17 protein-coding genes are annotated in these 23,178 nt (G+C 71.9%); 9 read left to right on the top strand and 8 right to left on the bottom strand.

Annotation, left to right across the window (positions count from 1 at the left end; all coding sequences use genetic code 11):
• Positions 1-9: 9 nt before the first annotated feature.
• From ACFYYW_RS18500 to ACFYYW_RS18475, 6 genes are all read right to left on the bottom strand, one after another.
• Positions 10-2,922 (bottom strand): ATP-binding protein, encoded by a 2,913-nt coding sequence (locus ACFYYW_RS18500; protein ID WP_387650151.1) that lies wholly within the window; start codon positions 2,920-2,922, stop codon positions 10-12.
• Between the two features lie 58 nt (positions 2,923-2,980).
• Positions 2,981-3,415, bottom strand: a complete 435-nt coding sequence (locus tag ACFYYW_RS18495; RefSeq protein WP_352320284.1) for a GNAT family N-acetyltransferase — start codon at positions 3,413-3,415, stop codon at positions 2,981-2,983.
• Between the two features lie 92 nt (positions 3,416-3,507).
• The gene (locus ACFYYW_RS18490) at positions 3,508-4,644 is read right to left on the bottom strand and encodes an acyl-CoA dehydrogenase family protein (RefSeq protein WP_352320286.1); all 1,137 of its coding nucleotides are present in this window, start codon (positions 4,642-4,644) and stop codon (positions 3,508-3,510) included.
• 2 nt (positions 4,645-4,646) lie between these two features.
• Complete coding sequence (locus ACFYYW_RS18485) at positions 4,647-5,552, bottom strand: hydroxymethylglutaryl-CoA lyase (RefSeq protein ID WP_352320288.1); 906 nt, start codon at positions 5,550-5,552, stop codon at positions 4,647-4,649.
• Complete coding sequence (locus tag ACFYYW_RS18480; RefSeq protein ID WP_387650149.1) at positions 5,552-7,501, bottom strand: acetyl/propionyl/methylcrotonyl-CoA carboxylase subunit alpha; 1,950 nt, start codon at positions 7,499-7,501, stop codon at positions 5,552-5,554. Before ACFYYW_RS18480 ends, ACFYYW_RS18485 begins: the two co-directional genes overlap by 1 nt.
• A 2-nt stretch (positions 7,502-7,503) precedes the next feature.
• A complete protein-coding gene (locus ACFYYW_RS18475) occupies positions 7,504-9,072 on the bottom strand; it encodes a carboxyl transferase domain-containing protein (RefSeq protein WP_352320292.1) in 1,569 nt (522 codons plus the stop codon).
• Positions 9,073-9,181: 109 nt separating this feature from the next.
• Between ACFYYW_RS18475 and ACFYYW_RS18470 the strand changes: the two genes are divergently transcribed.
• Both ACFYYW_RS18470 and ACFYYW_RS18465 read left to right on the top strand, forming a co-directional pair.
• Positions 9,182-9,733 carry a TetR/AcrR family transcriptional regulator gene (locus ACFYYW_RS18470; protein WP_387650585.1) on the top strand — a complete coding sequence of 184 codons (552 nt, stop codon included), beginning with the start codon at positions 9,182-9,184 and terminating at the stop codon, positions 9,731-9,733.
• Positions 9,734-9,964: 231 nt separating this feature from the next.
• Complete coding sequence (locus tag ACFYYW_RS18465; RefSeq protein WP_352320294.1) at positions 9,965-12,100, top strand: thiamine pyrophosphate-dependent enzyme; 2,136 nt, start codon at positions 9,965-9,967, stop codon at positions 12,098-12,100.
• Here the strand turns inward: ACFYYW_RS18465 and ACFYYW_RS18460 are convergent.
• On the bottom strand, positions 12,089-13,753 hold the full coding sequence (locus ACFYYW_RS18460) for a protein kinase (RefSeq protein ID WP_387650147.1): 1,665 nt from the start codon (positions 13,751-13,753) through the stop codon (positions 12,089-12,091). The two genes, ACFYYW_RS18465 and ACFYYW_RS18460, sit on opposite strands and share 12 nt — an antisense overlap.
• A gap of 46 nt (positions 13,754-13,799) precedes the next feature.
• On the bottom strand, positions 13,800-14,504 hold the full coding sequence (locus ACFYYW_RS18455; protein WP_352320298.1) for a M50 family metallopeptidase: 705 nt from the start codon (positions 14,502-14,504) through the stop codon (positions 13,800-13,802).
• A 34-nt stretch (positions 14,505-14,538) separates the two neighbouring features.
• Between ACFYYW_RS18455 and ACFYYW_RS18450 the strand changes: the two genes are divergently transcribed.
• The 7 genes from ACFYYW_RS18450 to ACFYYW_RS18420 all read left to right on the top strand — a co-directional run bounded on the left by ACFYYW_RS18450 (position 14,539) and on the right by ACFYYW_RS18420 (position 23,067).
• Complete coding sequence (locus tag ACFYYW_RS18450; RefSeq protein ID WP_387650144.1) at positions 14,539-15,426, top strand: amidohydrolase family protein; 888 nt, start codon at positions 14,539-14,541, stop codon at positions 15,424-15,426.
• Between the two features lie 4 nt (positions 15,427-15,430).
• A complete protein-coding gene (locus tag ACFYYW_RS18445) occupies positions 15,431-15,907 on the top strand; it encodes a nuclear transport factor 2 family protein (RefSeq protein ID WP_387650142.1) in 477 nt (158 codons plus the stop codon).
• Positions 15,908-15,939: 32 nt separating this feature from the next.
• A complete protein-coding gene (locus ACFYYW_RS18440) occupies positions 15,940-17,058 on the top strand; it encodes a magnesium and cobalt transport protein CorA (protein ID WP_352320304.1) in 1,119 nt (372 codons plus the stop codon).
• A gap of 264 nt (positions 17,059-17,322) precedes the next feature.
• Complete coding sequence (locus tag ACFYYW_RS18435; RefSeq protein WP_352320306.1) at positions 17,323-17,928, top strand: TetR/AcrR family transcriptional regulator; 606 nt, start codon at positions 17,323-17,325, stop codon at positions 17,926-17,928.
• 11 nt (positions 17,929-17,939) lie between these two features.
• On the top strand, positions 17,940-20,165 hold the full coding sequence (locus ACFYYW_RS18430) for a glycoside hydrolase family 3 C-terminal domain-containing protein (protein ID WP_387650140.1): 2,226 nt from the start codon (positions 17,940-17,942) through the stop codon (positions 20,163-20,165).
• Positions 20,166-20,773: 608 nt separating this feature from the next.
• Entirely contained in the window at positions 20,774-21,010 is a 237-nt protein-coding gene (locus tag ACFYYW_RS18425) for a hypothetical protein (RefSeq protein WP_352320310.1), read from the top strand.
• A gap of 8 nt (positions 21,011-21,018) precedes the next feature.
• Positions 21,019-23,067, top strand: a complete 2,049-nt coding sequence (locus ACFYYW_RS18420; protein ID WP_387650138.1) for a hypothetical protein — start codon at positions 21,019-21,021, stop codon at positions 23,065-23,067.
• Positions 23,068-23,178: the final 111 nt, after the last annotated feature.

The raw sequence follows: 23,178 nt of genomic DNA, 5'->3' as shown, positions 1-23,178 counted from the left end.
CCTGCGCGGTCACCCGAACAGGCCGAGCCGGTGGGCCGTGGCCGCCGCCTCGCCGCGGGTGGCGACGCCCAGCTTGGCCAGGATGTTGGAGACGTGCACGCTGACCGTCTTCACCGAGATGAACAGCGCCTCGGCGATCTCCCGGTTGCTGCGCCCGTTGCTCACCTCGCGCAACACCTCCAGCTCGCGCGCGGTCAGCCCCAGCGGCGGCCCTTCGGGTTCGTCGGCGCTGCCGACGCGGGCCCGCCGTCCGAACACGTCGAGCTGTTCGAGCAGCGGCGTGGCGCCCAGCTGCGCGGCCAGCTCCCGCGCCCGCGTCACCATCGCGGCCGCGGCGCGCCGGTCGCCCTGGGCCAGCGCCGCCTGGGCGGCCCCCGCCAGGCACTGCGCCTCCGCGTACGGCTGCCGCAACCCCGCCCAGGCCGCCACCGCCGACTCCCACGCCTTGAGCTGGGCCGCCCCGCCGAGCCCCTCCTCCGGCCCGGTCAGCGCCGCGAACGTCAGCCGCTGCGCCTCCTGCAGGTCGCCGTCGACGGCCAGCTCCCGCGCCACCTCCCGCAGCCGCGCCACGAGGGCCGCCGCGACCCCCGCGTACGGCGCGCCGCCCTCGCCGAGAGCGGGCCGGGCGAGCTGCGCGAACGTCACCAGCAGCGGCCAGGCGTACCGCGGCGAGGGCAGCAGGTCCTGGTTCTCCAGCCCCCGCGACGCGGCCTCCAGCGCCTCGCCGAGCCGCCCCTGGGCCCGCAGCAGCAGGACCTGCCTGCGCAGCTGCGGCAGCACGGTCTGGTCCCGGTAGGTGCCGCGCGCGAACACGCTGGCGGAGGACGACAGCAGCTTGTCGGCCCGGTCGATCTCCCCCCGCGCGAGCGCGATGTCCGCCAGGAACCCCTGGAGACTGGCCCGGTAGGGGGCCGGCGGCGCGAGGTCGAGCGCCTGCTCGACCACCTGCAGCGCCTCGTCCCAGCGGCCCAGCGACAGCAGCGGCTCGGTCAGGTTGATCGCCAGGAACGTGCCGGACGTGCGCGCCAGGCCGTAGTGCCCGGCCTCCTGCACGCCCTCGCGGGCGACCTGGGCGGCCCGCTCGTGCCGTCCGGCGCCCTCCAGCGCGTCGGACTCGGAGATCGCGCAGCGCATCAGCGCGTTGTAGGCGCCCTGGGCGCGGGCGACCCGGCGGGCCTCGGCGAACTGCCCCAGCTGCGCCTCGATGTCGGAGAAGCGCGACCGCGCCCAGGCGAGGCTGATGAGCGCGTGCGCCTCGACGTTCGCGTCGCCCATCTGGTGGCCGATCTCCATGGCGAGCTGCGCCGTCGCCAGCTTCTCCGGCCAGTCCTCCGGACGGTGCAGCATGCGCGCCAGCGTCTCCAGGACCTGGCCGCGCAGCTTGCTCGGCGGCTCGGCGGGCACCAGCTCGGCCGCCTGGCGCAGGTCGTCGAGATATCCGGCGCGGCCCAGGTCGTAGCGGGTCAGGCCGCGCTGGCGCAGCAGGGTGGCCGCGGTGATCGGGTCGGCGTCGAGGTCGACCTCGGCGAGCGCGGCGCCGGCCAGGGCCAGGCTGCGCTCGTACTCGCCGGCGAGGTGGGCGACCGTGGAGGTCTGCCTGAGCACGTCGAGGCGGCCGCAGCCGATGCGCTCGGCGGCGTCGGGCACCTGGTCCCACAGCTCCAGCACCCGCGAGAGCATCCTGAGCTGCTCGTCGTAGGCGGTGGACTTGCGGGCCGCGGCGGCCGCGCGCCAGGCGCTGACCAGCGCCCAGGTGGAGTCGTGGGCGGAGTGCCAGTGGTGGGCCAGCTCGATCGCGCCGCGCGGGGCGGGCAGGATCGACAGGTCGCGTTCGAGCGCCTGCGCGTAGCGGGTGTGCAGCCGGGTGTGCTCGCCGGGCAGCAGGTCGTCGTGGAGCGCCTCGCGGATGAGCGCGTGGCGGAAGCCGTAGCCCTCGCCGTCGACCACCAGCACGTTGCCCGCCACGGCCGGGCGCAGCGCCCGCGACAGGGCGGTGTCGTCGAGCCCGGCCACCGCGCTCAGCAGGTCGTGCTCGATGCGCTGGCCGCCCGCGCTGGCCACGCGCAGCAGCTCCTGGGTCTCGTCGGGCAGCCGCTCGACGCTGGCCAGCAGCAGGTCGCGCAGCGACTCGGGCAGCATGTCGCCGCCGTCGGCCTCGCTCAGCAGCGCCTCGACGAACAGCGGGTTGCCCTCGCTGCGGGCGTAGATGAGGTCCATCGCGGCGGCCGACGGCTCGCGCCGCAGGATGCTGGCCGCCTGCGCGACGGCCTCCCTGCGGGTGAGGCGGCGCAGCTCGATCCGGCTCACCCACTCGATGCGGCCCAGCTCGGCCAGCATCGGCCGGAGCGGATGGGTGCGGTGCAGCTCGTCGGTGCGGTAGGTGACCACGATCATCAGCCGGGCCGCCGTGCGCTGGTAGCGGACCAGGAACGACAGCAGGTCACGGGTGGAACGGTCGGCCCAGTGGGCGTCCTCGACCACCAGCAGCACCGGACGCTCCTCGGCCAGCCGCTCCAGCAGCCCGAGCACCTGCTCGAACAGCCGGGCCCGCGCCTCGGCGCCGTCCTTGTCCGGCTCGCCGAACTCGGGCAGCAGCCGGGCCAGCCCGCGCGTCGTGCCCCCGGGCACCAGCGCCGCCACGCCGTCGCGCCCGAGCTCGCGCACGAGCCCGCGCAGCACGGCCGTGAACGGCGCGAACGGCAGGCCCTCGGTGCCCAGCTCCAGGCAGCCGCCGACGAGCACCCGCGCATCGCCCGCCCGGTCGATGAACTCGCTGATCAGGCGGGTCTTGCCGACCCCCGCCTCGCCGCCGACGAGCACGGTGGACGACGCGCCCGCACGTGCTCTGGCCAGGGCGTCGCCCAGAGCGTGCAGCTCGCGGGCGCGCCCGACGAACAGGGGGCTGACGGTGTGAATGCTCACGCCCCAAGGATGCCATCAAACACCGACAAAACGGACCGAAACTCCGGGCCGTCGTCTGTCAGCGCAAAACCTTGCGGAAGAAGGTCGCCGACGCCTCGTAGCCCAGGGCGTGGTAGAACTCCGGCGCCCGCCGGGTGGCCATCGCCACGTATCCGGCCTGACGGGTACGGGCCCACGCCTCGAACTCCTCCAGCAGCCGGCGCCCGATGCCCTGCCGGCGCGAGCCCGACTGGACCATCGCCTCCTCGACCCAGGCGACCGGCCCGTTGGCGAACAGCGTCAGGTGCACGAACCCCAGCAGATACCCGTGGACGCGTCCGCCCACCACGGCCGTGAGCAGCAGGGCGTCCTCGTTGCGCAGGAGCTGCGGGAGCGCGGCGTCGAAGGCCGCCCGCTCCGGCCTGAAGGTCAGCCCGAACTCGCGCGCCAACGCGAACACCTCGTCCGCGTCCGCCTTCTCCGCCCTCCTGATGAGAAGATCGTCCGCCGTCATGAGGTACGACACTAGAACCTCTGTGCCCTTTCGTCCATCGTGCCACGGGAGTGTGCCGTGACGTCCGGTACGGCGTGCGACACGGCCTCCGGTCAGAGGTCGCCGAGGCCGAGCTGGCGGGCGATGAGCATGCGCTGCACCTCGCTGGTGCCCTCGCCGATCTCCAGGATCTTGGCGTCGCGGTAGAAGCGGCCGACCGGGAACTCGTTCATGAAGCCGTACCCGCCGAACACCTGGGTGGCGTCGCGGGAGTTGTCCATGGCCGCGTTCGAGGACACCAGCTTGGCGATCGCCGCCTCCTTCTTGAACGGCGCCCCGGCCAGCATCTTCTCGGCCGCGTGGTAGTAGGCCAGCCGGGCGGTGTGGGCGCGCACCTCCATGTCGGCGATCTTGAACTGGATGGCCTGGTAGTGGCCGATCGGGTGGCCGAACGCCTTGCGGTCCCTGACGTACTTGAGGCATTCGTCCACGCAGCCCTGGGCCAGGCCCACGCTGAGGGCGGCGATGGCGATGCGGCCCTCGTCGAGGGTCTGCAGGAACTGCGCGTAGCCGCGGCCGCGCTCGCCGAGCAGGTTGGCGGCGGGCACCCGGCAGTCGGAGAAGGACAGCTCGCGGGTGTCGGAGGCGTTCCAGCCGACCTTGGAGTACTTCTTGGAGACGGTGAACCCCGGCGTGCCGCTCGGCACCAGGATCGTGGAGATCTCCCGCTCGCCGGTGAGCGCGGCCACGCCGATCACGCCGGTGATGTCGGTGCCGGAGTTGGTGATGAACGCCTTCGTCCCGTTGATCACCCATTCGCCGCCGTCGAGCACGGCGGTCGTCCGCATGCCGCCCGGCACGTCGGAGCCGCCGCCGGGCTCGGTCAGCCCGAACGCGCCCAGCATCTCGCCGGAGGCCAGCCGGGGCAGCCACTCCTGGCGCTGCTCGTCGGTGCCGAACCGGTAGATCGGCATCGCGCCCAGCGAGACCGCGGCCTCCAGGGTGATCGCCACGCTGGAGTCGGCGCGGGCCAGCTCCTCAAGGGCCAGGCACAGCGCGAAGTAGTCGCCGCCCATGCCGCCGTACTCCTCCGGGAACGGCAGGCCGAACAGCCCCATGTCGGCCATCTTGCGCACGATGTCGTAGGGGAACTCCTCGCGCTCGTAGTAGTCGCCGATCACGGGCGCCACCACGTCACGGGCGAACGCCTCGACGGTCTTGCGCAACTCTTGGTATTCGTCGTTCAGCATGATCAGCCTTTCGCGAGGGCCTGGACGACGCGCGAGGGGCTGGGCCGGCCCAGCCGCTCGGCCAGCCAGGTGCTGGTGGACACGAGTTTGTCCAGGTCGAGCCCGGTCTCGATGCCGAGCCCCGACAACATCCACACGAGGTCCTCGGTGGCCAGGTTGCCGGTGGCGGACTCGGCGTACGGGCAGCCGCCGATGCCGCCGGTGGAGGCGTCGACGGTGGTCACGCCCGCCTGCAGGGCGGCCAGCGTGTTGCCGAGCGCCTGCCCGTAGGTGTCGTGGAAGTGCACGGCCAGCCGCTCGGGGCCGCCGAACGCGCCGATCAGCTCGGTGACGTGGCCCGGCGTGCCGACGCCGATCGTGTCGCCGAGCGACAGCTCGTAGCAGCCGAGCCCGAGCAGCCGCTCGCCGACCGCGACGACCTGCGCGACCGGCGTGGGCCCCTCCCAGGGGTCGCCGAAGCACATCGACACGTACGCGCGCACCCGCAGCCCGTGCTCCAGCGCTCTGGCCACGACCGGCTCGAACATGTCGAACTGGCTCTCCAGCGTGCGGTTGAGGTTCTTGGCGGCGAAGGTCTCGGTGGCGCTGGCGAAGATCGCGATCTCGGTGACGCCCAGCTCCAGCGCGCGGTCGAGCCCGCGCTCGTTGGGCACCAGCACCGGGTAGCGCACGCCGGGCCTGCGGTCGAGGCGGCCGAGCAGCTCACCGGCGTCGGCCAGCTGCGGCACCCACTTGGGGTGCACGAAGCTGGTCGCCTCGATCACCTGGTGGCCGGCGTCGGCCAGCCGGTCGATGAACTCGGCCTTCACCTCGACCGGCACGATCGCCGACTCGTTCTGCAGGCCGTCGCGCGGGCCCACCTCGTAGACCGTGACCCGCTCGGGAAGCCCTCGCATGCGGTACGGCATCACGCCTCCTCACCGGTGACCACGGCCAGCACGGCGTCCATGTCGACCGGCCTGCCCGGCTGGACGGGCAGCTCGGCGACCACGCCGTCACAGGGGGCGGTGACCGTGTGCTCCATCTTCATCGCCTCGACGACGACCAGCGGCTGCCCCTTGCTCACCCGGTCGCCCGGCTGCGCCTTGACCAGCAGGACCGTGCCGGGCATGGGGCTCCTGACCACGCCGTCGCCCGTCCCCGCGGCGCCGGGCCGGTCGCCCGGGTCGCCGATGAGGTGGCGGGTGAACGCCCACGACTCGCCGTCCTTGCCGAGCCAGAGCGTGTCGCCGTGGCGGGCGGTCAGGTAGCGGGCGGTCCGGCCGCCGAGCGTGACGGCCGCCTCGCCGCCGCCGGTCGTGATCCGGGCGGGCACCGCCTCTCCGTCGAGCAGCACCTCGGCCGACCGGCCGGGCAGGCCGCGGACGGGCACCGCGTGCACGCCGTCGCGCGACTCCAGCCGCCAGGTCGTCCAGGCGGGCGCGCCGACCCGCCAGCCGTCGGTGACCTGCCAGGGGTCGGGGCCCTGCGGCAGCGTGTGGAAGATCAGCGCCGCCGCCGCGGCCACCTCGCGCGGCACACCGGACTCCGGCAGCAGCTCGGGCAGCACCCGTTCGACCAGGCCGGTGTCCAGCTCGCCCGCCACGACCTCGGGGTGGCGGACGAGGGCGCGCAGGAACGGCACGTTGGTGACCACGCCCAGCACCGCGGTGCGGGCGAGCGCCCGGTCGAGCGACCTGAGCGCCGCCTCCCGGTCCGGCGCCCAGGCGATCACCTTGGACAACATGGGGTCGTAGTCGCTGCCGACGACCCCGCCCTCGGCCAGGCCGGAGTCGACCCGCACCCGGCCCGGCCCGTCGTCGCCGGGCTCGCGCAGGGCCAGCACGCGCCCGCCGCTGGGCAGGAAGCCGCGCGCCGGGTCCTCGGCGTAGACGCGCGCCTCGACGGCGTGGCCGTCGAGGCGCACCTGCTCCTGGCCGAACGGCAGCGGCCGGCCGGCCGCGACACGTAGTTGCAGCTCCACCAGGTCCAGGCCGGTGACCAGCTCGGTGACCGGGTGCTCGACCTGGAGCCGGGTGTTCATCTCCATGAAGTGGTAGGAGCCGGTGGTGCCGTCGACGATGAACTCGACCGTGCCCGCGCCGACGTACCCGACCGAGCGGGCGGCCTCGACGGCCGCGGCGCCCATGTCGGCGCGCATGCCGGGGGTCACGAAGGGCGACGGCGCCTCCTCGATGATCTTCTGGTGCCGGCGTTGCAGGCTGCACTCGCGCTCGCCCAGGTGCACGACGTTGCCGTGGGCGTCGGCCATGACCTGGATCTCGATGTGCCGGGGGTTCTCGACGTAGCGCTCGATGAGCAGGGTGCCGTCGCCGAACGCCGCCCGCGCCGTACGGCGGGCCGACTCCAGCGCGTCGGGCAGCTCGGCGGCCGAGCGCACCAGCACCATGCCCTTGCCGCCGCCGCCCGCGGACGGCTTGATCAGCGCCGGGAACTCGGCCCACCGCGCCAGGTCGTCGCCCGGCTCGGCCCCGCCGGGGACGACCGGCACCCCGGCCGCCGACACGGTGGCCTTGGCCCGGATCTTGTCGCCCATGGCGTCGATGGCCTCGGGGGACGGGCCGACGAAGACCAGCCCGGCCTCGGCGCAGCGCCGCGCGAAGGCGGCGTTCTCGGCCAGGAAGCCGTAGCCGGGATGCACGGCCTGCGCGCCGGAGGCGAGCGCCGCCTCAACGATCGCCTCGATGTCCAGATATTTCGAGACTTCGAGGGCGATGTCTGCTTCGCGGGCGTGCCTGGCGCCCGCGTCGGGCGGCGTGAACACCGCCACCGACTCGATGCCGAGCGCGCGCAGCGTCCGGACGACCCGGACGGCGATCTCGCCCCGGTTGGCGATGAGAACACGGTCGAAGAACATGATCACATCCGGAAGACGCCGTAGCCGGCGGGTTCGAGCGGCGCGTTGGCCGCCGCGGACAGGGCCAGCCCGAGGACGGTGCGGGTGTCGAGCGGGTCGATCACGCCGTCGTCCCAGAGCCGGGCGGTGGAGTAGTAGGGGTTGCCCTGGTGCTCGTACTGGGCGCGGATGGCGTCGGGGTCGGCGTTGCCCACCGTGGTGAGCACGTTCGCCGCCTGCTCGCCGCCCATGACGGAGATGCGGGCGTTGGGCCACATCCACAGGAACCTGGGCGAGTACGCCCGTCCGGCCATGGCGTAGTTGCCCGCCCCGAACGAGCCGCCGATCACCACCGTGAACTTGGGCACCCGCGCGCACGACACGGCCGTCACCATCTTGGCGCCGTGCTTGGCGATGCCGCCCGCCTCGTACGCCTTGCCGACCATGAACCCGCTGATGTTCTGCAGGAACACCAGCGGGATGCGGCGCTGGTCGCACAGCTCGATGAAGTGCGCGCCCTTCATCGCCGACTCGCTGAACAGGATGCCGTTGTTGGCCACGATGCCCACCGGGTGGCCGTGCAGGTGGGCGAAGCCGGTGACGAGGGTGGAGCCGTACTCGGCCTTGAACTCCAGGAAGCGCGAGCCGTCCACCAGGCGGGCGATGACCTCGCGCACGTCGTAGGGCTGGCGGGTGTCGGCCGGGACGAGGCCGTAGAGGTCGCGCGGGTCGTGCCGCGGCTCCTCGGGCGCGACCGTGTCCCAGGGGCGGGGGGCCCGGGGGGCCAGCGTCGAGACGATGTCGCGGACGATGGCCAGGGCGTGGGCGTCGTCCTCGGCCAGGTGGTCGGTGACGCCGCTGACCCGGGAGTGCAGGTCGCCGCCGCCCAGCTCCTCGGCCGTGACCTCCTCGCCGGTGGCCGCCTTCACCAGGGGCGGACCGCCCAGGAAGATCGTGCCCTGGCCGCGGACGATGACCGCCTCGTCGCTCATGGCCGGCACGTACGCGCCGCCGGCGGTGCACGAGCCGAGCACCGCGGCGATCTGCGGGATGCCGCGGGCCGACATCGTGGCCTGGTTGTAGAAGATGCGCCCGAAGTGCTCCCGGTCGGGGAAGACCTCGTCCTGTCTGGGGAGGAACGCGCCGCCGGAGTCGACCAGGTAGATGCAGGGCAGGTGGTTGTGCAGGGCCACCTCCTGCGCGCGCAGGTGCTTCTTGACGGTCATCGGGTAGTACGTGCCGCCCTTGACGGTCGCGTCGTTGGCCACGACCACGCACTCGCGCCCGGCCACCCTGCCGACACCGGTGATGATCCCGGCGGCGGGCGCCTGGTCGTCGTAGAGGCCGCCGGCCGCCAGCGGCGACAGCTCCAGGAAGCGGGAACCCGGGTCGAGCAGCCCGTCGACGCGGTCGCGCGGCAGCAGCTTGCCCCGCTCGACGTGGCGCTGCCGCGACCGCTCGGGACCGCCGAGCGCCGCCGCGGACAGCCGTTCGAGCAGCTCGGCGGCCAGCCGCTCGTTGAGCTCGGCGTTGCGCTTGTACGCCTCGCTCCCGGGCTCCACGGCCGACTTCAGCACCGGCCAGTCGCTCATGAGTCCCCTCTCGTCATGGCCGAGATGTTAGTCATCATTAACGTAATCGTCTAGCATGTGAGACGTGACCACTGCCTCCACACCTACCCGCGAGCGCGGCAGAAGGCGCATGGAGATCCTCGCGGCGGCCGCCCGGCTGTTCGCCGCCCGCGGTTTCCACGGGGTCTCCATCGAGGACATCGGGGGCGCGGTCGGCGTCTCGGGTCCCGCGCTCTACCGGCACTTCAGCGGCAAGGAGGCGCTGCTCGCCGAGATGCTGCTCGACGTCAGCTCCCGGCTGCGGGAGTCGGCGGTGGCGGTGGCGACCTCCTCCGACGGCCCGGCCGAGACACTCGACGCGCTGCTCAACGTGCAGATCACGTTCGCGCTCGACCAGCCGGCGCTGATCACCGTGCACGACCGCGAGCTGGGCAACGTGCCCGAGCCGGAGCGGCGCAGGATCAGGCGGCTGCAGCGGCTCTACGTCGAGGAGTGGGTGACCGTGCTGGCCGAGCTGCACCCGGCGTGCCCGCCGGCCCGGCTGCGCGCGGCGACGCACGCGGTGTTCGGCCTGCTCAACTCGACGCCGCACAGCGCGGGCGAGCTGCCCCCGCACGACATGCGCCCCCTGCTGCACACGATGGCCCGCGCCGCGATCGAAGCCAGCGTTAACCATCACTAACTGGCCGCCGGCCATTCCCGCCGTACGAAAACCCCCGATACGCCGTAGACCTCTGCAAAGGGTCATGGAACAGGGTTAAACGGACCGGACCACAATCTGTCATGCACTCCGGCAGACGGCGGCGGCGATGACGGACATAATCAGGGTGTGGCGCGCGACACTGTTGAGACACATTTCATCCAATCCGTTGAGGCGCTGAAGTCAGGCCCCGCCCGAGATCCCGGCGGCCCGGTGCGCGAGGGCACGTCGCTCACCGGCGACCGGTGCCGGACCCTGTTCCAGCGCCAGCTCGACAGCCGCCTGCTCGACATCGCCGCCCGCTGGCTCCGCGAGCAGAACGAGGGCTTCTACACGATCGGGTCGGCCGGCCACGAGGGCAACGCGGCGGTCGCCGCCGCGGCCCGGGCGAGCGACCCGGCGCTGCTGCACTACCGGTCCGGCGCCTTCTACCTGACCAGGTCCGAGCAGGCCGGCCGGCTGCCCGAGCAGGGCCTGCGCGACGTGCTGATGGGCCTGACCGCGGCGGCCGACGAGCCGATCGCGGGCGGCCGGCACAAGGTGTTCGGCCACCCGCACCTGGCCGTCATCCCGCAGACCTCGACGATCGCCAGCCACCTGCCGCGCGCCGTGGGCGTGGCCTTCGCCATCGAACGGGCCGCCGCGCTCGGCGACCGGTCGGCCTGGCCGCCAGACGCCATCGCCGTGTGCAGCTTCGGCGACGCCTCGATCAACCACGCCAGCGCCCTGACCGGGCTCAACACCGCCTCCTACGCCACTTTCCAGGGGCAGCCGCTGCCCATCCTGTTCGTGTGCGAGGACAACGGCATCGGCATCAGCGTCCGCACCCCCAAGGGCTGGGTGGAGGCGGCGGCGCGGCGGCCGGGCATCGCCTACTTCGCCGCCGACGGCTGCGACCTGGCCGACGCCTACGACGCCGCCACGCTCGCCGTCCAGCACGTCCGCGCCAACCGCTCCCCCGCGTTCCTGCACCTGTCCACCGTGCGGCTGATGGGGCACGCCGGGTCCGACGTCGAGTCGGCCTACCGCACCCAGCGGGAGCTGCGGGCCGACCTGGAGCGCGACCCGCTCGTCCGCACCGCGCGGCTGCTGGTGGAGGCCGGTCTGGAGACGCCGGAGGAGCTGCTCAAGACGTACGAGTCGGCGCGCGAGCACATCCTGCGCATCGCCCTGGAGACCACCCGTGCCCCGCGGCTCGGCTCGGCCGCGGAGGTCATGGAGCCGATCGCGCCGCGCCGCCCCGAGCTGATCGCCAACATCAGCCCGACCGCGGCCGAGGGCCCGATCAGGGAGAAGGCCTTCGCCGGCACGCTGCCCGAGACGGAGAAGCCGCTCACGTTGTCGCAGACCATCAACCGCACGCTCGCCGACGCGCTGGTGGTCTACCCCGAGATGACGGTCTTCGGCGAGGACGTCGCCAAAAAGGGCGGCGTCTACGGCGTCACCCGGGGGCTGCAGAAGCGGTTCGGCGGCTCGCGGGTGTTCGACACGCTCCTCGACGAGCAGGCCATCCTCGGCCTCGCGCTCGGCTCGGCGGTGTCCAACCAGCTCCCGGTGCCGGAGATCCAGTACCTGGCCTACCTGCACAACGCGCTCGACCAGATCCGCGGCGAGGGCGCCACCCTGTCGTTCTTCTCGCGCGGCGCCTACACCAACGGCATGGTCGTCCGCGTCGCCGGCTACGCCTACCAGAAGGGCTTCGGCGGCCACTTCCACAACGACAACGCGGTGGCCGCGCTGCGCGACATCCCGGGCCTGGTCCTGGCCTCGCCCGCGCGTCCCGACGACGCCGCCGCCATGTTGCGCACCTGCCTGGCCGCCGCCCGTACGGCCGGGTCGGTCTGCGTGTTCCTGGAGCCGATCGCGCTCTACCACACGCGTGACCTGTTCGAGGAGGGCGACGGCGGCTGGCTGGCGCCGTACACGCCGCCGGGGCGCTGGCGCGAGACGCACGTGCCCGTCGGCCGGGCCCGCTCGTACGGCGAGGGCCGTGACCTGACGATCGTGACGTTCGGCAACGGGCTGCGTATGAGCCTGCGCGCCGCGGTCCGGCTCACCCAGGAGGGCTACGGCTGCCGCGTCCTCGACCTGCGCTGGCTGGCCCCGCTGCCGGTGGACGACCTGCTGCGGGCGGCCGAGCTGACCGGCAAGGTGCTGATCGCCGACGAGACCCGCCACTCCGGGGGCGTGTCCGAGGGCGTGACGACCGAGCTGATCGACGCCGGGTTCACCGGGCAGGTGGCCCGGGTGACCTCGGCCGACAGCTTCATCCCGCTGGGCGACGCGGCCAACCACGTGCTGCTGTCGGAGGAGGAGATCGAGCAGGCGGCGCGCAAGCTACTGGGCTGAGCGCGCCCCTCTGACGCAGGCCGGCTTCGACCAGGCGACCGTGGTGGCCGCCGAGATGCGCAGCGGCACGCCCACCAGGAAGCAGTAGCCGGTGTCCGGGTCGAGCCCGGCGACGCGACCGCTGGTGGCGCCCGTGCCGAGGGCGACGACGGTCACGTCGCCCCCGCCCGCCCGCGAACGTTGCAGGACGACCGGGTAGCGGCGGGCGTCGGCCGGGAGCGCCCAGCTCAGCTCCACCAGGGCGCCGCGGTCGGCGGTGACCTTGAGCCTGCGGGGGGCGAGCGCGGCGACGTCCCGCTTGCTGATCGGCGGAGGGGTGGTGGCGGCGGTCGCCGCGGGGGTCGCCGCGGAGGTCGCGGCCTCGGGGCGGCGGTCGGCGGGGCCCGGACCGGCGGGCGGCCGCAGCGACAGGTAGACGGCCAGGCCGGTGCCACCGATCGCCACGGCCGCGACCGAGCCCCCGATCAGCAGGCGCCTCCCGAGGCTCCCGGCCCCGGCAGGCGGCGCCGTGACCGCCTCCCGCCTCGCCCCGCCCACGTCTCCGGTCGTGGGGGCTCCGCGCCGAGCGCCGCCCACGTTCCCCGTCGTGGGGGCCTCCCGCCTTCCCCCGCCCATGTCTCCCGTCGTGGGGACCTCCCGCCCAGCCCCACCCCCGTTCCCCCCGAAGCTGGGTGAGGCGGGGGCATGGGGGAGGCGGCTGCCGGTGGCGGGGAGGGAGGAGTCGCCGGGGTGCGGCGGGGCCTGCGGGCCGCCGCGCGGGCGGCGCGGGACGGTGGACGTCGCCGGCCCGGGCCCCGGATCCTGGCCCACCAGGTCGGTCACCGGCAACCCCAGCTCGGCCTGCACCTCCTGCAACCGCCACGCCAGCTCCCTGGCCGAGCCCGGCCGCAGCCCGGGCTGCTTGGACATCGCGTGCAGGATCGTGCCGAACACCGCCGGCGGCACGTCCGGCCGGTTGATCGGCGGCGGGTCGAGGCTCAGCACCCGGTACATCAGCGGCGCGATCGACGGATCGGCCGGGTTGTGGAAGGCGGGCTGCCCGGCCAGCAGGTGGTAGAGCGTCGAGCCCAGGGAGTAGATGTCGCCGGAGACCGAGTGCGGCTGCCCGGTGAGCACCTCCGGGGCGGCGTGCAGCGGGGTGAACGCCTGGGAGGTGGCCGAGATCTCCGCGTTGTCCACCACCCTGGCCACGCCGAAGTCGGCGATGGCGGGCTCGCCGTAGCGGGAGACGAGGATGTTCTGCGGCTTGATGTCGCCGTGCAGCACCCCGGCCTCGTGCACGGCGGCCAGCGCGCCGGCCAGCTTGACGCCCGCGCGCAGCACGTCGGGCACGCCGAGCGGCCCCTCCTTGCGGACCCTGTCGCGCAGCGAGCCGTTCTCGAAGAAGTCCATCGCGATGTACGGCTTGCCCGAGCGCGTCACGCCGGTGTCGAAGACGGTCACGACGTGGGGATGGCCGGTCAGGCGGCCGGTGAGCCGGAGCTCGCGCTGGAAGCGGCGCATGGTGCGCTGGTCGACCCGGTCGACCGACAGGACCTTCAGCGCCACGACCCGGTCGAGGCGCTCCTGGTAGGCGCGGTAGACGACGGCGAAACCGCCCTGGCCCGCCTGATCGAGCACCCGGTAGCCGGGCGCGTCCTCGGCTGGCAACACGGCACTCCCCCCTGTTGCCGGTGAGTTTAATGTGAAATTTCGGCTTTCAGGGGGTCAACGGGTTCATCAGGTACGCACCGAACACCACCGACACGGCGGCCACGACCAGGAAGAAGAAGACGTAGAAGCCGCCGGGCAGGAACGTCAGCCGGGCGAGCTGGTCGGCGTCGGAGTCTCTGGCCTGCCGCCTGCGCCGCTTGCGCTGCAGCTCGACGATCGGCCGGACGCCGCCGAACAGCAGGAACCACGTCGCGACCATGGCCACGATCTGCTGGACCTCGGCGGGCGCGTACATGGACAGGGCGAACACCGCGCCCCCGGTGACCAGCAGGATCAGCGCGCCGTAGAGGTTGCGGATCAGCAGCAGCATGCACACCAGGAAGAGCAGCACGCTCCAGATCAGCAGCGTGATGCGGCCCTGCTCGGTCAGCCAGGCGGCGGCCAGCCCCAGCAGCGAGGGGGCCAGGTAGCCGGCGAGCGCGGTCAGCACCATGCCGGGGCCGTTGGGGCGGCCCCTGGTCAGCGTGACGCCGGAGGTGTCGGAGTGGAGCCGGATGCCTTCGAGCTTGCGCCGGGTGAGCAGCGCCATGACCGCGTGGCCGCCCTCGTGGGCGATCGTGATCAGGCCCCTGGACACCTGCCAGGGTGTGCGGAACGCGACGACCGCGAGCGCGGCCAGCGCCGAGACCAGCACGACCCAGGGGTCGGGGTCAGGCTGAACCTTGATCAGGTGGGTCCAGAGCATGTCCATCGAGGAGAAACACTAGCCGGGTAAAGTCCCGGCTGTGGCCGCAGAACTACATTCTGACGCGGACGTTCCGGCGTGGTGGCGCGACCTCGGGCTGCCGGGCCTGATCGACCTGCATGTGCACTTCCTGCCCGAACGAATGGAACGCCGGGTCTGGCATCACTTCAACCACGGCGGCCCGCTGATGGGCGCCGGCTGGAAGATCGAGTACGAACAGCCGGTCGAGGAGCGGCTGACGAGGCTGCGCGAGATGGGCGTCCGGCGTTTCCCCGCCCTGGCGTACGCGCACCGGCCGGACATGGCCCGCGACCTCAACGCCTGGACGCTCGCCTTCGCCCGCCGCAACCCCGACTGCCTGCCGTCGGCGACGTTCTACCCCGAGCCCGGCGTCGCCGGCTATGTGCGCGCGGCGCTGGCGGACGGCGTCCAGATCTTCAAGGTGCACCTCCAGGTCGGCGGCTTCGACCCGGCCGCGCCCGAGCTGACCGAGGTCTGGGGGCTGCTGGCGGAGTCGGGCGTGCCCGTGGTCGTGCACGCCAGCTCGGTGCCCGTGCCCGGCGGCCACGTGGGGCCGGGGCCGATCGGCGCGGTGCTGGCCGCCCATCCGCGGCTGCGGGCGGTGATCGCGCATCTGGGCATGCCCGAGTACGAGCCGTTCTTCGAGCTGGCCGTCCGCCATGAGCGGGTCGCCCTGGACACCACCATGGCCTTCACCGACTTCTCCGAGCGCGGCATGCCGTTTCCCAGCCGATTGCGCCCGCTTCTGCGTGATCTCGGGCTTTCGGGGAAGGTGGTGCTCGGCAGCGATTTCCCGACGATCCCGTACCCCTACGCGCACCAGCTCGACGCACTCGCCCGCCTGGATCTCGGCGAGCAGTGGCTGCGGGCGGTGTGCTGGGACAATGGTGCGGCCATGATTCGATAGCAAGGTGAACGATCGGCACGTGGCGCTCATCAGCGCCTTCTACGACGCTCTGGGCCGCGCGGACTTCGCGGCCATGGAGCGCTGCTACCACCCCGAGATCAGTTTCGGCGACCCCATCTTCCAGGAGGTCGAGGGCCGCGACCGGGTGATGGCGATGTGGCGGTTGCAGCTCGGCGTGCGCGACGGACTGAGATCCGCCTACCGCGACGTCCAGGCCGACGAGTTCAGCGGCTCGGCCCACTGGACGGCCAGCTACACCTTCTCCTCCACCGGCCGCACGGTCGTCAACGAGATCGACGCGCTGTTCAGGTTCGAGGACGACCTCATCGTCCGCCACCACGACGAGTTCGACTTCAGGCGCTGGTCCAGAATGGCTCTCGGCAGGCCGCAGGGGCTGCTGTTCGGCTGGACGCCGATGTGGCGCAAGACCATCAGGGACCGGGCGACCCAGGAGCTCGACAGCCTGGTGTCCCCACAGTAAGTAGTCGGCACGGCAACCGGAACGGAGGGTGCATGGCCAGGGTGAAGGGGTTCAGGCGCAGCGGTGACAACCGCGAGGAGGCGCCGGAGCACTCGATGGACCCGCGCGCCGCCGAGGAGCACCCCTACCGGCCCACCGTGATCGACAACGCCGTCTACCAGAACGGCGAGCGGGTCGACAACCCCGGCTCGCTCGCCGACGCCTTCGAACGACTCAAGCAGATGCCGGACAGCATGGCCTGGATCGGCCTCTACCGTCCGAAGGAATGGGAGCTGGTCAAGCTCGCCGAGGAGTTCGAGCTGCACGAGCTGGCGCTGGAGGACGCGATCGTCGGCTCCCAGCGGGCCAAGGCCGACCGCTACGGCGACACGCTGTTCGTGGTGCTGCGCGCCGCCCGCTACCTCGACGACGTGGAGGAGGTGGCCTTCGGCGAGCTGCACGTCTTCGTCGGCCCCAACTTCGTGATCACCGTGCGCCACGCCGAGGCCCCCGACCTGCAGGGCGTGCGCAAGCGCATGGAGTCCGACCCCGACCTGCTGCGCCAGGGCCCACAGGCCGTCCTGTACGCGATCCTCGACGCCGTGGTCGACGGCTACGCGCCGGTGGTGGCCGGGTTGCAGAAGGACATCGAGGAGATCGAGGTCGAGGTCTTCAGCGGCGACCCCTCGGTGTCGCGGCGCGTCTACGAGCTGTCCGGCGAGGTGATCGAGTTCCAGCGGGCCACCGCGCCGCTGGTGGGCATGATCCACGGCTTCATCGCCGGCGCCGCCAAGTACGGCGTCAACGACGAGCTGCAGAGCTACCTGCGCGACGTCGCCGACCACGCGATCACCGTGACCGAGCGCATCTCGGCCTTCCGCCAGATGTTGCAGAACATCCTGGTGGTCAACTCCACGCTGGTGACCCAGGCCCAGAACGCGGAGATGGCCCGCATGACCGAGGCCAGCATCCAGCAGGGCGAGGAGGTCAAGAAGATCTCCGCGTGGGCGGCCATCCTGTTCGCCCCGACGCTCGTCGGCACCATCTACGGGATGAACTTCGACTTCATGCCCGAGACCCACTGGGTGTTCGGCTACCCGTTCGCGATCCTGCTGATGGCGGCGGTGTGCATGGTGCTCTACATGGTCTTCAAACGCCGCGACTGGCTCTAGGGCCCGCCGCGGTCGGCCGTGGTCCGCTGCGGTACGCCGTGGTCCGCTGCGGTACGCCGTGGTCCGCCGTGGTCCGCTGCGGTACGCCGTGGTCCGCCGTGGTCCGCTGCGGTACGCCGTGGTCCGCCGTGGTCCACCGCGGGCGTTGGCCCGCGAAACTAACCACGTGGTAGGTTCTTGGGCGAGCCGGTGGAGGGCCGATCCCGCGGTCCCCCGGCCCGCATCCGCAGCCCGCGTGCCCCCAGACCCAGAAAGGGCCGGCCGGTGACCGAACCGACGCCACGCCGAGGGAGCAAGGGCGAGCGCACGCGCGCCCGCATCCTCGACTCCGCCACGGAGCTGTTCTCCCGCTCGGGTTTCCACGCGGTGTCGCTGCGCGACATCGCCGCGCACGCGGGCCTGACCCACGCGGGGCTGCTGCACCACTTCCCCGGCAAGGAGAGCCTGCTCATCCAGGTGCTCAGCCGCCGCGACGAGGTGGACGGCGAGCTGATGGGCGGCCCCGACGACGGGCTCTCGCCGCAGGAGCTGCTCGACCGCGCGGTCGAGCAGGTCGCCAGGAACATGGGCACGCCCGGCCTGGTCGGGCTGTACGTGAAGATCTCCGGCGAGGCCGCCGATCCCGGCCATCCCGCCCACGACTACTTCGTCCAGCGCTACCGCAGGCTGCGCCGGCAGGCCGCGTGGCTGCTCGGCGCCCTGTTCGAACGCGCCACGCCGCCGCTCGACCACGATCCCGACGCCGTCGCCCAGCAGCTCATCGCGCTCGTCGACGGCCTGCAGACGCAGTGGCTGCTCGACCCGGACCAGGTGGACATGCGTGCCGCCGTCATCACCTTCCTCAAGCAACTAGGACTGCAGCCCAGATAACGAGGTGTTCCATGGCTCTTCCCCCCGACCTCACCACGGCAGAGAAGGCGTCGCTCACGTCCGGGAGCGACACCTGGCACACCACGGCGGTCCGCGACGCGGTGCCCGCGCTCACGCTGTCGGACGGGCCGCACGGCATCCGCCGCCAGCGCGAGGACGCCGGCGACGCGCTCGGGCTGACCCGCAGCGAGCCCGCCACGTGCTTCCCGCCCGCCGTGGCCCTCGGCTCCTCGTGGGACCCGGCGCTGGCCCGCCGGGTGGGCGCGGCGCTGGCCAAGGAGGCCGCCGCGCTGGGGGTGGACGTCGTGCTCGGCCCGGGGGTGAACATCAAGCGGTCGCCGCTGTGCGGGCGCAACTTCGAGTACTTCTCCGAGGATCCGTACCTCACCGGGGTGATGGGGGCGGCGCTGGTCACCGGCGTCCAGTCGCGCGGCGTCGGGGCCTGCGTGAAGCACTTCGCGGTCAACAACCAGGAGACCGACCGCATGCGGATCAGCGCGGACGTCGACGAGCGCACGCTGCGCGAGATCTACCTGCCCGCCTTCGAGCACATCGTCCGCGAGGCCCGCCCGTACGCGATCATGTGCTCCTACAACCGCGTCAACGGCGTGTACGCCTCCCAGCACCGCTGGCTGCTGACCACCCTGCTGCGCGAGGAGTGGGGCTTCGACGGCCTGGTGATGTCGGACTGGGGCGCGGTCAACGACCGGGTGGCGGCCCTCGAAGCCGGCCTGGACCTGGAGATGCCGCCCACCGGCACCGACGGCCTGATCGAGGACGCGGTGCGCTCGGGCCGCCTGCCCGAGTCCGTGCTCGACCTGGCGGCGGGCCGCGTGGCCGGGCTCGCCGAACGCGTCGCCGGCCGCGAGCGGCACGACGGCTGGGACGTCGACGAGCACCACGAGCTGGCCCGCGAGGCCGCCCGCGCCTCCGCAGTGCTGCTGAAGAACGACGGCGTGCTGCCGCTCGCCCCCGGCCTGCGCGTGGCCGTGCTGGGCGAGCTCGCCCGCACCCCGCGCTACCAGGGCCACGGCAGCTCGCACGTGGTGCCCACCCGCCTGGACACCGCGCTCGACGCGCTCGGCCGGGCCGTCGAGGGGCTGACGTTCGCCGCCGGCTACCGGCTCGACGGCCAGGCCGACGCCGACCTGGCCCGGGAGGCCGTGGAGAGCGCGGCGGCGGCGGAGGTGGCCGTGGTGTTCCTCGGTCTGCCCGAGGCCGCCGAGTCCGAGGGCTTCGACCGCACCTCGATCGACCTGCCCGGCGTCCAGGTCGAGCTGCTGCACCAGGTGGCCGAGGTGTGCCCGCGGGTGGTCGTCGTGCTGTCCAACGGCGGGGTCGTGTCGGTGGCCGGGTGGCGGCACCTCGCCTCGGCCGTCCTGGAGGGCTGGCTGCTCGGCCAGGCGGGCGGCGCGGCGCTGGCCGACCTGCTGCTCGGCACGCACAGCCCGTCCGGACGGCTCACCGAGACGATCCCGCTGCGCCTCGCCGACGTACCGTCCCACCTGCACTTCCCCGGCTCCGACGGCCACGTCGTGTACGGCGAGGGCCGCTACGTCGGCTACCGGCACCACGACACGCTGGGCACCGAGGTCGCCTACCCCTTCGGCCACGGGCTGACCTACACCCGGTTCGAGTACTCCGATTTGGACGTGCGCGAGACCGGCCCGCACACCTGGGACGTCGCCTTCACCGTCACCAACACCGGCGACCGCCACGGCCAGGAGGTGGCCCAGCTCTACGTCGCCTTCGAGGCCGAACACCCCTCGCGACCCCGCCACGGGCTGCGCGCCTTCGCCAAGGTCGGCCTGGCCCCCGGGGCGAGCGAGCGCGTACGGCTCACCCTCGGGCCGCGCGACCTGGCGCGGTGGTCGGTGACGCGCGGCGGCTGGCGGATCGACCCCGGCCCGTTCACCGTCGAGGTGGGCGCGTCGTCACGGGACATCCGGCTCCGTGCGGAGCTGAGCACGCCCGGCGACGGATACGTGGGCGAACTGAGTGAGATGTCCACGCTGGGCGAGTGGCTGGCGCACCCGGTGGGCGGCCGGGTGCTGAAGGAACGGCTCCGGCAGGCCCCGGGGCTGCCCGACCTCGACCGGACCGATTCGCCGTTGGTGGGGCTGGCGCTCGGCATCCCGTTGATCAAGTTCCGCACGTTCGGCATCGGCCTGACGGCCGAAGTCGTCGCCGACCTCGTCACCGCCACCCGGAACGCCGTCCCAGAGGATGACCGTTAGGCCGTCCATCCATCCGTCCTCTTGGGCAACCCCCATGACCGTCCCCCCAAGAGGACGCACTCCCCATCTCCCTCACCAGCACCGCGCCGCCGCCTGCGTCTTTCCAGCAGCACCGCCCCGGTGGCCGCCCACACCTGCGGGCTTGTGGGCGAGCGGGCGGCCCCCTCCCCCAAGAACGCCCCCCGACCTCCCCCCAGCCTCACCAACAGCCCGCCCTTCGCCGACCTCCCAGCGCCCCGACCTCCAGCCACCCGCACTTGACACCCTTCGCACTCCTCAGCCTTGCCCTTGCCCACCAGCCCCTCACCTCACCAGCCCCCCAGCGCAGCCTGTGGCCCTCACCCGGCACCCCACCCGGCCCGACCTTCAGCCATCCTCACCTGACACCCACCCCAACGGTTCCTCCTCGCCCCCATCCAACAAATACAACAAATACAACAAAATAACGCGTTCAGCCTATTTATCATTACAAACTCCCCACGCCTAATTCATCAGCCCAGAGCCGAATTACGCGAGGGCCCCTTTTTCATTTCACCGACGCCGACGCGGCGGGCTAATATGCCATCGACCACCCCTCCCCCGCCCCCAAAGCGCAACGAAATCGGGTGATGATGGCGACGCAGCACGAAATAACCGCCGCCCGGCGTCACATCGAACGGCTGCGCGACGAACACGCCAACGACCTGACCGCCCTGATCCGTCTGGTGGACGGCGGCGCGCTCAAGGGCCCCGCCGGCGACAGCCTCGCCGCCGACCTGCGCACCTGGGACCACGGCTTCAAGGACCTCTTCACCCGGGCACTGAGGCTGCTCGACACACTGCACCCGTCCGAGCCCGCCTCATGACCCCTCCCGTGGGCATCGACCCCGCCCTGATGACCCAGCTCATCCACGGCATGAACCGAGCAGGCCGCACGCTCCCCGACATCGGCCTCCAAGTCGAACGAGCCCTTACCCCCCTCGGCCTGTCCCTGGGGGGGCCGGCCCAGCTGTCGACCATCGGCCGCCAGCTGCACGACCGGATCCCCACACTCCAGGGCCGTCTCGACCTCATCCTCGCCACCCCGGGACGGCGCCCCGGCGAAGGCGGCGTCCTGTGGGCCGACGAATCCCCATGGCTGTCGAAATCCCCCTCCGAAGGCACGGCCGCGGCCACCGCACTGGCCGCGCGACTCCGTGCAAAAATCGCATCCCATTCACTCGACGCAGAATCCGTCGCCGAACTCGAACGTCACAAGAACGACCCGTTCTTCGCCGTGGCCTTCCTCACCCTGATGCCGCCACGCGAACTCAAATCGCTCATCGCCCGCGCCTACTCCTCCGACCTCCCGCCCGGCGACCGTCCTCTCCTCTACGACACGGCCACCCAGGACAGGTTCCTCACCATGCTCAGCACCCTGCTGGGCACCGCCTCCCACGGCGTCGGCCGGATGCGCCTGGCCGCCGACTACGCCGACCGCCTGATCGAGGACATCGACCACCCCCAGGACGCGTTCGCCGTGAAGAGACTCCTCCAGGACGGCGACTTCGACCACACCTTCCTGCTCACCCTGGTCCGCAAGCTGCACGACCAGGACCTGGCCCATCCCCCCGACCTGTCCCTCCCCCGAGACCCCTGGACGCTCCCCGGCCCCAGAGACGTCTCCCCCGGCGACCTCAGCCCCATGGGCACCGCCCTGATCGCCCTGGCCCACCACCCGGCCGTGGCCCAGGACTTCTTCACCGACCCCGCCCGCAAACCCCTCGCCTACCTGATGCGCACCCACCCCTGGCTCGGCGACGCCGACGCCGACCTCGGCTGGGCCATCCAGGCCGCCACCACGGAGTTCCGCGACCACGACCTGCCACCGGGCGGATCACGCGGCTACAAGTCCGCCCTGATCGCCTCATGGGCGGTCCGCTTCTGGAGCGACCCCAAGGTCCAGACCAACCTCCCCTCCACCCGCCCCCACCTCGGCACCGTCCTCACGCAGTACATCGGCGACGTACACCGCTCCGCGCAAATCTTCAGCAAGGAGGTGCCGGGCGTCGTAAGCGGTCTTGATCCGGCCAAGGAACTGCCCGGCTGGAAACCCTATGGTTCGAGATTCGATGCGGATGAAATCCGCAGGGCCATGACGTGGGCCTTCGAGGACGAAGAAACATTCCGGACGGTCGCCGCCGCGCATGGCCTCTACGCCGTCAGGATGCTGGACGAACTCGCGGCAAAGGTCGCCACAGAGGTGGAACGCGGCTTCATCACATGGCAAGAGGCACACCCAGAAGCAACACAGCAGCAGCGAGACAACATGCGCCAGGACATCCTGGAGGAGCGCATGGCTCGTAGCGGAGGGGCGGAGTTCGCCGCGGCAGTGGGCAGTCTCGGCATGACGACCTGGTTGGTCACGGATGCCGCCAACATTTCCTCGATCGCAAAGGCGAAAGCTGACGACGTCCGCCTGAACTCCTTCAAGAGGTTGACCGAACAGGTGGTCGGTCTGATCCCGATGCCATCGGGGAAGTTCATCGGACTCATGACCGACACAGCCAAAGGGTTGATGTTCGACAAGGTTTCACCGAGTCATGAGGAGCAGGCTCGCCAGGACGCCGACACTGCACTGGGCGCGGCCAAGCACATGTTCACCGATCTGACGGCATCCGTAATGATGCGCCACGGCCTGTTCGGTGAGGCTTCTGCCCAGACTCACCCGTACTACTATGAAGATTTCTCGCCTGGTGCGCCGGGGCATTTCATTGCGGACAGGTCCATCAAACCGTGGGCCGAGATGAACGCTGAACAACGTTCCGCCTACGACGAGTGGCTGTCCCTGCCCGTAACTGCCCGCGTCTTTGGCCAGCCCGATGTCGCCATTGCACTAAGTTTCAAGGCGACGGAAAAGCAATATGGCGGGGATGACTCATGAGAAGGAAACTATCGCTTTTGCGCATTGCCCCTCTCCTGCCCCTCCTGACGGCATGCTCATCACCGCCCGACACGGCTTCGGACACTCGGCCACTCGGGAACGTCACCGCTA

The organism is Nonomuraea sp. NPDC001831 (assembly GCF_042892035.1).
Lineage (GTDB): Bacteria > Actinomycetota > Actinomycetes > Streptosporangiales > Streptosporangiaceae > Nonomuraea.
The sequence above is the reverse complement of the archived record's forward strand: the minus strand, read 5'-3'. Positions and strand labels throughout refer to the sequence as shown.

Excerpts from the sequence above, each read along its gene's own strand:
- ACFYYW_RS18475 (WP_352320292.1), bottom strand. The coding sequence starts at position 9,072 with ATGAGCGACTGGCCGGTGCTGAAGTCGGCCGTGGAGCCCGGGAGCGAG.
- ACFYYW_RS18485 (WP_352320288.1), bottom strand. The coding sequence starts at position 5,552 with ATGCCGTACCGCATGCGAGGGCTTCCCGAGCGGGTCACGGTCTACGAG.
- ACFYYW_RS18455 (WP_352320298.1), bottom strand. The coding sequence starts at position 14,504 with ATGGACATGCTCTGGACCCACCTGATCAAGGTTCAGCCTGACCCCGAC.
- ACFYYW_RS18490 (WP_352320286.1), bottom strand. The coding sequence starts at position 4,644 with ATGCTGAACGACGAATACCAAGAGTTGCGCAAGACCGTCGAGGCGTTC.
- ACFYYW_RS18425 (WP_352320310.1), top strand. The coding sequence starts at position 20,774 with ATGATGGCGACGCAGCACGAAATAACCGCCGCCCGGCGTCACATCGAA.
- ACFYYW_RS18495 (WP_352320284.1), bottom strand. The coding sequence starts at position 3,415 with ATGACGGCGGACGATCTTCTCATCAGGAGGGCGGAGAAGGCGGACGCG.
- ACFYYW_RS18430 (WP_387650140.1), top strand. The coding sequence starts at position 17,940 with ATGGCTCTTCCCCCCGACCTCACCACGGCAGAGAAGGCGTCGCTCACG.
- ACFYYW_RS18480 (WP_387650149.1), bottom strand. The coding sequence starts at position 7,501 with ATGTTCTTCGACCGTGTTCTCATCGCCAACCGGGGCGAGATCGCCGTC.
- ACFYYW_RS18470 (WP_387650585.1), top strand. The coding sequence starts at position 9,182 with ATGGAGATCCTCGCGGCGGCCGCCCGGCTGTTCGCCGCCCGCGGTTTC.
- ACFYYW_RS18440 (WP_352320304.1), top strand. The coding sequence starts at position 15,940 with ATGGCCAGGGTGAAGGGGTTCAGGCGCAGCGGTGACAACCGCGAGGAG.